The sequence below is a fragment of the Anaerovibrio sp. genome, from assembly GCF_045637405.1.
Classification (GTDB): domain Bacteria; phylum Bacillota; class Negativicutes; order Selenomonadales; family Selenomonadaceae; genus Anaerovibrio.
Map to the genome: position 1 here is coordinate 12,964 of NZ_JAZTZI010000168.1, position 15,784 is coordinate 28,747.

Annotated in this window: 1 pseudogene; it reads left to right on the forward strand. The window is 49.1% G+C overall.

The window, feature by feature from the left end:
* Positions 1–50: 50 nt before the first annotated feature.
* Positions 51–15,784: pseudogene (locus ACKI5G_RS12105) on the forward strand (leukotoxin LktA like protein); the annotation flags it as partial.

Consider the following 15,784-nt stretch of genomic DNA (forward strand, 5'->3'; position numbering starts at 1 on the left):
TCGCTTGCAACTCCTTTGTTAGTTCAAGTGCTAATAGGAAGGTGATTACTATGGCATACGTATACAACATTATGAAACGAAACGGTAAGAAGACTGAGGTTACGACTAGTGAAATGGGGCCTCGCCTGGTTCTTGCCTCCCTGGCTATTGCAACGGGTATTTTCCTATATCCTATGGATGTTGAGGCAACAACAATAACGCCAAAGGATGCAGGTGATGCAGCTAAAATACATCAGGTAGATAATGTATATAACATCGACCCGCAAATGGTCAGTGGCGATTTTGCATATAATCGCTTTTCTGCGTTCAGCCTTGACGCAGGGAGTATTGCCAACCTTAATTTTGACAATGCAGGTACCCTAGCCAATTTGGTAAACAGCCAAATCAATATAAATGGTATTGTCAATGCTGTGAAAGACGGGAAAATTGGCGGACATCTCATGTTCTTAAGCCCTGATGGAATTGCAGTTGGCGCCAGCGGTGTAATTAATGCCGGCCAGTTTACTGGCATTGTGGCAAACAAGGTGGATTTCGACAAATTATATAATTCTGCAAATGCTGGTACTGATATCACCTTGGCGGCCATTGATATCATCAAAGCCGGTTCCTATGCCAATGACAAGAGCATTGACGTAAAGGGACAAATCAACACTCACAGTGGTGTAATGCTGGGTGCGGGTATCATAAACATTAACGATGGGGCCAAGATTCAGAGCACAAAGGATTTGGATTTCACTAATTTGGTAAATACCGGGGCGACAAATGCAGGCCTTAATGGCCTCACTGCCTCCCAAGGTTCTGGTGGCGACATTATCCTGACCGCCAAGCAGACATCTACTGTCAAGGATACCAAAATCGAAAAGGACACCAATGGCCAGGATAAGGAAGTGGCCAATGCTATCCGTTGGAGTGAACGCTCAACGGATCTTTCGGCTGCCATAAATATTGGTAAGGATGCCAATACTAATGGTGTTCAGATTACCAGCAGTGACGGGGCAGTTATGCTTACAGCAGAAAGCACCAGCACCTATGAGGACAGCACCCCAATGACCCTGACCAACACCTTGAAGGGGGTTATCCTTGGGGATGACAAAACAATGCTTGATGGCGTTATAGATAAACTGGCAGCCAAAGAAGCCGGAGCCAACAAGTATCTCTTTGTGAACTACTCCAACAAGAAGAATAAATCCTCCGTAAACATCGGCGAAAATAGCACTATAACGGGTAAAAATATCGACATTGCCGCCACCTCCAAGGTGGAGATAAAGCAATCAGTTGCTGTGCCTTCCCAGGGCAAGGACAGCAATGGCAATACGGTGGAGAACACTTCCGCAATGCCAGTGGCTGCCGTGGCAATTTCCCGTGTTTATAATACGGCAGACGTGGTTATCGACGGCAATCTGACGGCTAATGGAGTAAATTCTGACACTGGGGAGGGTATTAAGATTTCCGCCAATGCTGATACCACAGCTAAGCTTTCTGCAACCGCCGGTGGCGGAGCAAATACCTCCGTAGCCGTGGGTGTGGCAGTCTTGACTGGTGACACCAAGTCGAAGGTAACAGTGAATGCTCCTACGGCGGGGGCAACGGCTCTGACGGCGACTAAGGGCAAGGTGTCCATCGACGCTGACACTACCAGTAACATCAATGTTGATGTAAATGCCGTGGGTCCAACCAGTTATGTGGTTTCCAATGTAGGTGTGGTCAACTATGATACCACCGCTGACGTGATAATGGAACGCTCCATTAATGCCGGAGCAGTGGACATAAAGGCCGCTAATAATACCACCGGAATAAAGCTGACGGTGGATAATGAAGCTAAATCAGATGCTTCCACCAAGAAGGAAACAGCCCAGGCTGACAGTAATCAGCAGAACGAAGACGATACTGCGGCTAATGGGGAAAAGAATAAGGTTAAATCCGAAGATGAGAAGAACAGCGAGAAAAAGTCCATTGACCCGACCAAGGTAGTCAAGGATGCCAATGTTGACACTAATGATGAAAAGACCAAGGATGCCGCTGGAACAGATGGCAAGGGTGGCATTAAGGACGTCAAGGACAAGGTGGAGGGCACCAATGAGGGTGGCGACAATGGAAAGAAGAACTCTGCCTTTGGTCTTGGCGCAGCCGTAGGTGTTGTTTCTAATACAAACGATGCCAATATCACTATTGGGAAGAATGCAGCTATTACGGCTACCAAGGTATCAGATAATGTAGATGGCTCGGTTAAGATGACGGCTGATTCTCTTATGACGGCCACCAAAGACAATGAGTCCAGTCTTGGATTTACAGTAAAGAATACCCAGGCCAACGCCAACGCACAAATCGGTGCGGCAGTTTTGGTGAGCAACGTGAAGAACGCTGCAACAATTGTGCTGGATAACGAAGGGGATAAGTCTGCCCAAATCAAGGGTGAAGTTGTATCCTTGGATGCTTCTGCCGGCATGGGAAAATATAAAAAGACCGAGACTGAAGAAAAGACCAGTACCCTGTCCTACAATGTTAGTGCCAAAGGTACTGCAGAAAACGATACTCCGTCCAAGTTTACCCTGGACGGCTCGGTGGGTATTAATACCTTGAAGAATAACGCTATTGTTCTTGTAGGGCAGAAGGGCCATGTGGATGGCTCCTCCGTAAAGCTGTCTGCCGACGCTACTACCAACGCCGGAGGTACTTACGGCGCAACGGAAGAAAATGGCAAGGTGGGCATTGGGGCCACAGTTGGTCTCCAGAATATCAGCGGCAACGCTCTGGTTGTGGCAGGTAAAGGGGCAGAAATTCAAGGGACAGAGTCCTTCGAGGCCTCGACCGACAACACCATGGAGCTGAAAAACCAGGTCAAAAATGCGGGTAAAGGGGATTCCATCGGCGTTTCCGGCATGGTGGCCCTTTCCTACGGTGACAGCAACAGCGTGGTGTCCTTGGACGATGAGAGTAACATCACCACTGGCTTAGCCACCATTACCACCACCAATTCTACCAACATTGATAATTCTGCCCGCAGCGAATCCACGGGACAAAACGGTGCCAAGGCTTTTGGTATTGGTGTTGGAATTGTAAATTATGACGTAAACAGTCTTGCCATGATCAGCGATAATGGCAGTGGTATTACTGCGCCTACGGGGGATACTACGGATGCGGAAAAGGCTGCCAAGAAAATATACGAGGATGGGGCCCTGGCGCGGAGCATTGCCGGGGATACGTTGGCCGGAAAGCTGGGCAACAAAACTGCTGACGGCACGAAGGGCAATATTACTACGGGTGGGCTGGTCGGTGCGGCCATCACTACCGGCATGATTCAAAACGATGCCAAGGCCAAGGTGGTTTCGTCCTCCTCAAATGATGGAGACGAAAATAGCCGGAAGGATTCTGAAAAGTGGACTAAGTGGTCCAAACAGGGCACAGAGGGTGCCAATGAAGCCAAGAACAACACGGAAAATCTGGAAAACACTCAAGAGGATAAGAAGAACCATGATGTAACCTCCCAGAATGAAAGTGCGGCTCCTAACGCAACAGGAGCAATGGGGGAAGCCAGCAGAGCGGCAGATCCGGAGGGGACTAATAATAGTGCAGACGAAGGCGCAGCTCCTGCTGCCGGGTCCCATACCAGTGCCGGGGCATCTATCGGTATTGAGGGCAGCGTAGCTTTGACATTCCTTGGTGGACGGACGGATGCTGTATTGGACAATGTAACAGTAAATAACGGGACAGATAATGAGCCAGCACCAGTAGCGGCTGTTTCCCTTTCTGCTACGGATTTCCTGGGCTCAGTTACCATGGGTGGCACCAATATCAAGCATTCTGCGAAGGCGGATAGCTCCGGGGCCAAGGTGGGCATTGGCGGCACCTTTGCCATGAACAGCTCCAATCGGGATGTGGATTCTCTCATCAGAAATACCGATATGCCAATGGCCCTTATGGTGTCCAACTCAGCCACCAAGATTGGCATTGAAGTGGCAGCGGGTATGGGGGTTAGCACTGCCAGTGGCAACGGCACCAATATCAACGGCGCTGGCGTAGTTTATTATAATCGGGCGAAACAGGATATCCATGCCCTTATGCTTAACAATAATATCATGGGAGCTTCGGTTGCCAATAAGGCCACCGGAACGGACTTCCAGATTGCGGGAGGACTTTCAGGAATAAGTGGCAGTGGTGCCAATAAAAATGTTGGCTTTGGCGGTGCCGTGGCCATCAGTAATTTGGAAAATAATCTGTCCAGTGGCATCATAGGAGGCAATTATACTGTCTTCTCATCGATGGATGTGGAGGCCCAGAAGGGTACCACCCAGATTAACGGAGCTTTGGCCGGCACTAAAGGTGGCTATGGCTTCGAGGGGGCTTTCGCTTATGGCAGTACCAGGAATAACACCCATGCCTATATTGATGACGCAACAGTAACGGGCCTGACGGACAGTGCCGTTAATGTTAAGGCAGGGGAAGTCCCTGTTGTAAAGAGCGATACCCAGCTCAGTGACGAAAAGACAAAGCTGGATAATAAGATTGACAGCAGTATTGGCACAAATCCGAACAGCATCGACACTACTAAAAGCTATGCTTCAATCAATGATAGTACACAGACTCAAATAAGGACACAGCTCAAGACCCAGGCGAGCTCTGCCCTAGATAAGGAAGCGCAGACCCAGAAGGACAACAAGCAAGCCTTGGGTGACATGGGCCTTGATACCACAGGGGAGAGCTATCTCGATAAGAGAAGTGCGGCCTCTTCTTTGGATGATGATAACAATGCTACCGATGAGGGCAAGATTGCCGGGGATGCTGCCAAGGACGAGGATGATGCCAAGGCCGAGCTGGGCAAAAATCACAGCCTCACCATTACCGCCGCCATGGGCGGGGGCTGGAACGAGAACGTTGGGGCCGGGGCAGGTATTGCCTATAACTATGTGAAGAATGACATCGCCGCTGATATTAAAGGCTCCACCATTACGGCGGATACAGTCAGTGGTGAGGCGGCCAGCGATGCGACTATCGTTTCCGTGGGAGCAGGTGTAGCCATTGGTGGCAAGACCTTCAACGGAGCCGGTTCCGGTAGCTGGAACGATCTCAATAATGATACCAAGGTGACTTTTGCGGACAATATTATCACGGGCAAAAACATCAGTGAAAAGGCACAGAACGAGGCCTCTATCATTAATATTGCCGGTGAGGTAGCCGGTGGCAAGGGTATGGCCCTGGGACTGTCTTTGGCCTATAATTCCCTCAACAACACTACCGGAGCTTATCTGACGGGCAATGATATCACATTAAAGGATGGAGCTAACTCCGTTAAGCTGGCAGCCACCAGCACGGGCAAGACCTTGGCTGTGGCCGGCGGTATTGATGTGAATTTTAGTCAATCCTTCGCTGGTGCTGTAGGAACAGTGGCCATTAATAAGGGCGTTAGCAATACAGAGAGTGTCATCGACGGCAAGACCACTGGTGAAAATACCAAGCTGAACAATGTAAGTGACCTTTCCGTTTCGGCTGAGGAGCTGTCGAAGAGAACCACTGTGGCTGGCAGCGTGTCCGTAGGTGGTAAAAAGGTCGGTGTAGGCGGTGCTGTAGCATATTCTTCTATCGGCTCCTCCAACAATAAGGAGAGAATTCGTGCCGAAATCAATCATGCCGATATTACCACCACTAATAATGGAAAAATTGAAGTATCTACCAAGGACAGCAAGACCGAGGGAAATGATACGGAAAAGTCCCGCATTATCACTGTAGGGGCTGGCTTTGGCGTGGACTGGGGCAAAAACTTCTTCAACCTTCAGGGCGGGGCCGCTGTTTCAGATATGTACAAGGACAGCTTTGCTGCTCTGAACAATACCAACATTAACGCAAATGACTCTGCTAAGAATCCAGCCATTACTGTTACAGCTGACACCAAGAGCAAGATTAACACCGTTGGTGTCGGTGGCAGTGTGTCTATAGGATCTCAGGTGAAGGGGGCTGCCGGTGTTGCCATCAACCGCATGAATCAGGATACCAAGGCGGAAATGGCTACGGATGATGGGAAGATTACCACAGTCAATGCCGGACTTACCCAGGTACGGGCCACCGGTGATGGGGACATCCATTCTGTAGGTGTAGGTGGACTCATAGGTGTCGGTGGTCAGGTAGCTTTTGCTGGTTCCGGCAGTTACAATTACATTGATAACGACGTCGAAGCCACCATCAAGAACCAAAATATAACATCGAATAGCAGTGTGGGTGCAGTGGCACAAAGCGATGACCGTCTTTACAATTTCGCCGGGGGCTTTGCCATTGGGGCTAATACCAAGGTGGGCCTTGGAGCAGCTGTGTCCATCAACAAAATCACAGGCAATACTAACGCGCTGGTGAGCGGTGGTTCACTTGCAGCTAAAGACGTTGGCAATATCTCGGTGACCAGGCCGCAGGATGATAATCTCTTTACCACGGAAAATATAGACCTCTCCACGGACAGGGAAAAACTCAGCGAAAACCGTACTGAAGAACAAAAAACCGGCATCGTGGTGGACAGCTCTGCCACCCATACCATAATTTCCCAAATGTCCTCCGGTGGTGTGGCGGCTTCAGGCAGTGTAGGTGTCAATCTGGCAGGTACGGTGAACCTCAATTACATTCAGGGAGAAAAAGACAAAAAGAGTTCCACTACGGCTAAAATTCAGGATACTGACATTAATTCCAATGGTAATGCGTCAAATGTAAATGTTAATGCTGTGGACTACAGCAATTTGGGCTCCTTTACCGGCACGCCATCAGTGGGTGCAGCGTCAACAGCAGGGGTTTCTGTTGGTGTATCTGCAAACTGGGAGACCTTGGCTCGGTGGACGGAAGCGGAGATTTCTGCATCCTCCAAGAAGAACCTGTACGCCAAAAATCTGACTGTGGATGCCATTGCCAAGCATGGTTCCTCCAGTCTGTCCTTTGCTGCGGCAGCAGGAGTAGCCGCCACGGCAGGTGTTGCCTCCGGCGACAGCATCATGCGGCATAAAAATACCAGTACCGTCAATGCTTTATTGAAAAACATGAATGCAATTTTTGACGGCACGGCAGAAGTTAAAGCAGAGCATTTGGGCAATAACTATACGCAAAATATTTCGGTAAGCGCAGCTGGCGGCTATGCTGCCGGGGCTGCAGGGGCTGGTGTATCCGTTATGGACGATACTTCCACCGTTAAGGCGGAGGTGGCATCCAGTGACCTGAAGGCGAAGGAGAGCACTGCCGGAAAGAATATCTCTGTTCTGGCGAATAACGAAAACAACTGGAAAGAAACCCTCGTCACAGCTAGCCTTGCTATCGGTCTCGGTGGGGCACTGGCAGCCAATGTGGACATTCACAACACTACCAGCGAGACAGCGGCTCTGGTGACTAATAGCACTTTGAAGGCGTATGATTTCACAATGAAGGCCACAGATAAGCTGACAGCAACCTCCATTGGCGGTGTGGGGGCCGGAGGCTTGGCAGGTGCTGGCGTGGCTGTTGCCCTGAATAATATCAACAGTAGCACCAGTGCCCATGTGATAGGTGGCACTGCTACGGCAGCGAATGCTATCGACGTGAAAGCAAATGAAACCCGCAGCTTTGACAGTCAGGTGACTGGTGTTGGTGCTGGCGGTGTCGGCGTAGGGGTCAACGTTGCGGTTACCTCCATCAACAAGGGCATCACCGATGCCCAGCTTTCTAGTGCAAAAGATGAGAATAACAAGTCAACCGGCATAGCCGACACCACTAAAAATGAAATCAACAAGCAGTTGAAAGGGTATGACACGAAGGACGACAGTGGTAAGGTCGTACATGTAAGTGGTGTAAACGAGGCGAAAGGTGCACTTGGTACTGGAGCGAAGTTCTTCGGTCTGAGTGCCAATGACAGCGACCTACAAGGGGCAAAGAATGTTCAGATAAGTCTTGCTACACCTGATACCAATAAGCAGGGGGTCCATACCGGAGTCGACGGAGCTACCCTGTCAGCAGTGAATGATATTAATGTTACGGCAAAGGATACCAGCGATATTTCCGCGAAAAATGTGGGCGTCACTGTGGGTGGTGCCGCATCTGTTAATGTGTCGGACATCATCATCCATACTAACTATGACACTGACGTAACCATGAACAACGCCCATATGACGGGTAAGAATATCAATGTTGAAGCCTTGCAGACCCAAGCGGGTGACGGTTCCAAAGTTGAAGTAACCGCAGTTACCGTAGGTGGATTAGGCGGTGTAGGCGTTGGCTACGCCGGTATCGTGAACAAGGGAGCTACAGATGTAGATATTACAGACAGCACCATCAAGAGCACGGAGAACGTTACTATCAATGCAAAGGACGAGAGCAAGCATACAGCCGAAATTCTCAGCGTGGGTGTTGCAGCGGCTAATGTAACTACCACCTTTGCCAGCGTGGAAAACTACAGCAATGTTGGGGTAACTCTGGGCGGTGCCAATAATGTTTCCGCCACTAAAAATATCACCATTGATGCCATGAAAGTCAATGCCCTTGAGGCCCATACCCAGGGCGTCGGCGTTGGTGGCGTAAATGTGGCAGTGAACCATGCCACCATCGAGGATGGGGAAAAGGACAAAAACGGAAAAATAATCAAAGGGAACGCAACGGCCCAAATCAACGGAACGACCAGTAAATTCACTGCTGAGGCGTTTCATTTGGGTGCAATCAATGATACTACTGCCAAGCTCAGTGCAGGGAATACGGCTGTATCCCTTCTCGGCGTAAGCCGCATGCGGGGTAAGGGCGTCATGAACATGGGGGCAGAGGTCAATGTAGCAGGTGGCAGCTTCAACGCAAATAAAGTGGAGTTCACCTCTATGCTGGGCAATGCCAACGGCCGTACTCTGGAGGGCAACGTAAAGGGACATAATATCTCTGCTGTGGCTGTGGCCCCAGATTTGGTGACGTTGACCACTGAGGCCGTAGGCAAGGTCAATGTGTCCAACAGCACCTTTGATGACAATACTGACCTTATGTTGAACAATCAGTCCCATGTGGACCGCAAAGCCTATATCTATGGTGTGACTGCCGGTGCCGTAGCCGTGGGCAATACCAGTGCAGACATCAGTGGCACTGAAACCATGGAAAGCACCCTCAATGGTAAAAATGAACAAACAAAGCTCAACAGCCTGCAGATTAACACCTATGGCGATAATACTGGCAAGGCCTTTGCTGACGCCGGTGGCGGCGGTATCGTGGGCTATGTGGGGGCTCATGTGGACAACAAATCCACCAACAATGTCACCAGCACGCTCAGTGGCAAATGGAATGTCCAGAATGATGTTTGGCTTATTGCTTCTCAAAAGGATGAAACGCGTCTTACGGCCTCAGAAGGTCATGGTGGCGTAGCCGGCGTGGGCGGTACCAGTGTGGATAATACCATCACCACTACCACCAAGGCTACCGTAGCGGATAACACGGAGATCACCAGCGACCGCATCCATGTAGGTACTGATAATACGGTTATCACCGGTGCCTATGATGATACTGATTCCAAGGGTAATAAGGATGTGCAGACCTATACATTGAAAGACCATTTTGGCGGTGTTATTTCAGGTAACCGTCTGCGCAGCCTAGTAAATCTTACGGAAACCAGCGCAATCAACATTGGCAAAAATGCGAAAATTATCACTGACAATCTGCAGGAGTATGTTGCCTCCTCCAAGAATGACCTGACAAATCTGGTGCAGGCCAAGGGTGGCGGTGCTGTTGTGGTAACTGACGCAGTAAGCGAGCTGGATATTAATGTAAATAACAAGGTTAATGTAGACAGTGGGGCCTTTTTAAGCAATGAAAAGTCAGCCACCACCGAGGATATTATTCTGTCCGCCTTTGATGATAATTCCATAAAATCCCATGTGGATGGCACGGTTTATGCTGGTGTGGTAAGCCCTATAGTGGCCAAGAATAACATCGATATGAACCGCAGAAGCGATGTCTCTGTAGCAGGGACTATTGAGAGCGGTTCCAATGTGGTCCTTTACGCGGGAGCCAATAAAACCGGTGCCCTCGCCAATCTGAACGCCGACCTTAAGTCCGGTGCCTATAACTATTCTGTAATTCCAATCACTATTCCAAGGGTGAACTATACCATCACTGCTGACCGGGGAACAGTGAATGTCAGCGGTGATGTACACTCTACCCGGGATATTAATGTGATTGCCAGCGGTGGCCGGGAAGAGATTGTCAAGGATGAAAGCCTCTGGAGCTGGGCCAAGGGCGGCTCCAGCACGGATAAGAAGTTCCTGACCTCCAGTGCCACTACTGGTACTGAAAGTGATGCAGAGATGCTAAAGAGCACAGTCAATGTGACCGGCTCCCTTGTTGCCGGTACCTCTGCGCCTATCAACGTGACTATCAGTGGTACGGTTACCGGTGGATTGAAATATACGGCCGATGACAATATCACTAATCAGCGGGTAGTACAGGGTATTACCAAGGGTACCTTTGATTATGCCAATACCCTGGGGGCACGTCTTACTGAGCTGAATGAATTGATTGCTGCCTACGATGGCAATGCTGAGAAGATGGCAGCTTATATTGCCGAGCGTGACAGATTACAGGGCGAAATGAAACGCTTAGGACTGGTTGAAACTGATGCAGAAGGAAATGTTACATCCTATCTCAATTCCGGCCGGCCTGTTTACTATGTGGAAATTCCGGATATAGCCACCAGTGGCGGCAATATCAACGTGACAGCCAGTGATTTAATTGGCACCGGTAGGCTCCATGCCAATTCCGCTCCATCCATTACCATTACAAACGAATCAGATGCTTATCTGAAGCTGAACAATATCCTTATGGGTGAGCAGGGTGGCAGCATTATCTATAACGGCTATGGTCCTCATCTTCAGGGTACTGTAATTCCTACCGGTACGGTTGCCGGAAACAATAAAATTAACTCAATGAACCGTAATGAAGATGGTACCAAGGTTGCCAATTTCAAAGAAATCTACGGAGTATCCAACAGCACAGCGGCGGGACTTTCGGTGCTGAATACGAAAACCTTTAGCGGGGACAATACCAGTACCTTCTCCCTTACGCCGCAGCTGGAGCAGGAAATTAATAACAGCAATATGTCATCAGCGGAAAAGGAAGAATACAGACAGGCGATAAGAGAGGGCAAGCTGAAATATACCGCCATCACTGATATTGAAGTGAATGGCAAAATCAGCAATTTCTACGGCAATGTGACCATAAACAATGCCAGTGGAGATATCCGCATCAGCGGTGGTACCAAGGATCGCCCTGCCGGTGTATTTGGCAACACTGTGAAGCTTATTGCCGCCAATGGCTCAATTGCCCAGGATTACAAGGAGGGTATTGTAAATATCAACGGTGACCCGGAGAAGTACCTGGCAAGCAAGGCCAATGAAATGAAAACTGCTATCGGCTTGAGTACAACGGGCAATGATACAAAGTCCAGAACAGAAGCTTATCAGCGCACTGACAACTCCAATGAGGCTACAGGGTATATTGCCGGACGGGACATCTATGTATCCGCCGCCAATGTAAACGTGAATGGCCTTATTCAGAGCGGGTATAAGAATTATTCTGCCACAGTAACCGAGGCTCAGCTCACTGAGGCGAAGCAGAGTCCGGCCAATCGGGCTGCTGTTATCCAGAACCGCACCATGTTCAAGGTCAATGATGGTGGTGCCAAGTGGAATGATACGGACAAGGTATTTGACTATGTTCCACAGGTTTATTGGGATCCTTCTACGGACAAGCTGGTGGTGGAGGATATCGACACAGCTGGCGGCAAGGTTTATCTGACGGGCAGAATTTCCAGCACTGGCGACGGCCGAATAATGGCAGCGGATGGTGCAGCGGATATATCTGTGATTAATGAAACCTCCCTGGATATGAACGTGGGCAACATCCTGAACAACCAGCGGGAGGGCGTTATTACTATTGCCGATACGGCCAATGATACCTGGACCGAGTACAGGAAGGGGCAGACCCGCACCATTACTGATTATGCAAAATATTTAAAGAATCATGCCGGAGACAGTGATATCTATGCCGGTGCAACGGTAAATAATGATGGTCTTTCCGTTGGCAATCCACTTACATACAATGTAAAAGGAAACCAGACCTATTCATGGGTAAACGGTAACAGTGTTGAAAGTACCAGAACATATCAGCACTATGAACGCCGCGGCTTCTGGGGCTTAGTTCAGACTGCAGATGAAACTGCACTGAAGGGATGGGAAAGCACGTCTACGCCAATCGACACCAGTACTGCAAAGACATTAGGTCTGCCAGAGGGAGCCGTTATTACTCAGGGAAGCACTGCGCCGGCAGATGGACAGTTGCAGCTTGATGGAAATACTACCCTCATGGAGTCAAGAATTTTTGACAGACAGCATTGGGTGACCCGTTCCGGTTTCTTGGGATGGTTCAAGCATATTTACGACCGGTGGAAAAATGGATCCTCCACCATTCAGCTCTATAACTATTCCATAAATGCTTCCCAGCCTATCAAGGTTGGCTTAATTGGTGCGGAAATTGGCAGTATCAACCTCAATAGCACCAATGCTGCTGGCGGCAGCATCAATCTGACGGGCAATGTGGCAAACTCCCACAATCAGGCTGAGCTGAACATAAGCTCCGTAGCAGGCGGTATCTCTCAGTTTGACAACACAACCTTGAAGAGTGAAATAGTTAATCTGAGGGCGAAGGATGATATCAATAATATTCATATCGCTTCTGTCGGAATGGCTAACAAAGATGCTAATGGAAATGCCACCTCAGTGAATGACAATATAAAGCTCAGTGCTATTTCCACAGGCAAGGGGGATATTGATATCACTGCTGTGGGCGGATTACTTGAAAATCAGTCTCTGCCGGGGAACGTGGAAATCGTGGCTCTGAAGAGTCAGGATGGAAGCAACGCTTTCAGGAACGACGCGGACCTTGGTGATGTAACGCTGAAGGCTGGGGGGATTATTACCCAATCAGGCAATGGTACCGCTGTTGAAGGCCGTGGTATCAAGCTGACCAGCAACAATGGTGGCATTGGTACAGAAAATCAGGCCATCCAGATTGCCGCTTCCGATTTGACATATTCCACGGACCGTTACGGTGCCCAGGTCAATGCAGAAGCAAAGGGCAGTATTTATCTGACCGAGGTAGAAGCTGGTGGCAATATGCGTGTGGGTAAAATTGATTCCCGTGAAGGTGATGTTACGCTGACCGTTAAAAACGGCAGCTTCATTGACGCGCTTCCGGCGGACAATAAATCCGGTTCCAATGACAGCGTGGACGAAATGGTTCATCGCTGGATTGACGCTGGTCTGATTGACGGCGAAAAGGATGGAAATGGAAATTACACCTATAAAGGGGCTTATATCACTGGCCTGGAGAAGAACCGGGATGATTATAAGGCCAATGTGACAGCGGCTTATGATGTGGAGAATGGAGGAAAGAGCCAGGAGCAATGGCAAGCTGAATACAATGCTCAAAAGACAGCGGTGGAGGAAATCTTTGCTTCCAGCGCATATAGAACCTATCTCAATAATAAGACAAGGTATGAGGCACTCTCACAGGAGGACCGTAGGAATCTGGCGGACAAAGGAGACAGTGCTTATTTGGCATACGCAAAAAGTGCCGAGCAGTATGCTCAGTATAGCAATTACGCAACTGCTGAGGCATATATGCAGGATACATCTGCCTACAAGTATTCCCAGTACACCGATGCAGATGCTTTTCTGGCGGCAGATGCCACTTATAAAGGACTGGTTGATAAAGCAGCAAATCCAATCTTCGAGTGGACAAAGGATATGATGCTTTACGCTGTCAGTGACGCACTGGTGAACCCGGCAAGTGGTAGCAGCACACAAACGACACGGACTGCCAACGTGCTTGGTAATAATATCACCCTGACATCCACCAAAGGAACAGTGGGCAATGTTTTAGACTCATCCACCACCATTACCGTGGATGATTTAACCGGAAACAATCGTATTGAAAGCATGAAGAAGCTCATGAGCATGGAGGCAAGTGATGTGAAGGCTGAACGGGATGCCAATGGCAATCTACTGTCCTTCAAAATCACCCCTAATATGCCGTTGGGTATCAAGTCCACTGGTACTCTGAATGTACAGGCGGGCGGCGATGTTTCCGTGGCTGGCCGTACTGATGCTGCCGGAGAACATTCCGCCATCAATGTAGGTGCTGTTGATGCTACACAAAGCAGTGCCAATGGCGATGTGCGCCTCTATTCCGAAAAGGGTATTTACAATGCCCTGGCTGATACCAACGGAACCAATATTAAGGGTAAAGACCTTACCATCACCGGTGGCAAGGAGAGTATAGGCACTTCGGAAAAGCCGCTGACCGTTTCCCTGACCGGGGATTTAACTCAGGCTCGGGCTGATGAAAAAGTGTTTATTAAGAACGTTAATAATAATGATTTCCTCCGTCTGGGGGCCATGTACGCCGGGGATACTATTTCCCTGAATAGCGAAAAGGGCTTCAAGATGAGCACAGCCAATACCAATATTGCCGATTCTTACATTAATGCCGGAAAGACGCTGGAGCTAACGACCAATGCAACTACCGGTATTGTGGGTGAGGCCGATAACGCTATCCGTATTCTGAACGACCGTGCGCCAGTGAACATTGCAGCCAAGTCAGCTCATATTAAGGGCATGAGCAGTCTGAGCCTAAATGTTCAGAACGGCACATTGGTTCTGGGTAATATTGATATTCAGGACGAGTTCACTGTTGCCAGTGAAGGTAAAATTGCCCAGACAGAAACGGGTAAAATCGTTGCTGATACTGTTAAGACCTACAGTAAGGAATCTTTAATTTTAGAAAATGAAGGTAATAATTTCAACAGTATTGAAGTAGACGGCCTGCCAACCAATGAGGAAGACAAGCCAGCCATTAACGGCGATGTGCGCATCAATGACCACGCTGATGATGGGGTGACTGTAGCTGTTAAACGGAAGGTAGACGGAGATATTTCAGTACAAAATAGTGGTGACCTTACCCAGGCGGCAGACACGATGCTTTCGGTGAGTGAGGACAAGGAAGTAAAACTGACCTCAACGGCAGGGGCTGTCAAGCAGGATATTACCTCCGGTACGACAGGTATCCAGGCCAAGAGCGTTACCGTCACCAGCGCCAAGGACGTGGATTTGCAGGGAACTGGCAACCAGTTTGCATCTATTATTGTCCAGAGTACCGGTGAGAATACTCCAATTGATGGCAGTGTGTCTGTTCTGGATAACATAGACGAGCTGGAGCTTTCCGTTCAGCCTGAGGTTAAAGGAAACATCACAATAGAAAACACGAAATCACAGGGTACTATTCAGGTTATTTCTCAGCTCACGGCAACGGGTGATGAGACAGTTGCCAAGGGTGATATCGTACTGACCTCTGACGGAAGCCTACAGACAAACAACAAACTTACGGCAGCCAATAATGTTAAGCTCACCTCTTTCAGCGGTGATGTGGCCATCAATGGCGATGTAACCACTGGGACTGCTGGACCAAGTGAAATAGATTATTTAGGTAACGGGACGCTGCAGGGAAGCTACAATTCTCTCGCTATCCACGCTGGTGGGGCCATTCAGGAAGCGGCTGACGTAAACATTACTGCACCAGTAGTGGAGACGCATAGCGGAAAAGGCATATCCTTGGAAAGCAAACAGAATGAATTTGGCGTCTTCGTGGCTGATAATTTGGATGGAAGCAATGGAATTGACGGCAGTGTCAAAGTCGTAACCAACGCATCCAGTGACGATGAAAATGTCTTCTCGGTAGTCGTTGGGACAGATATTTATGG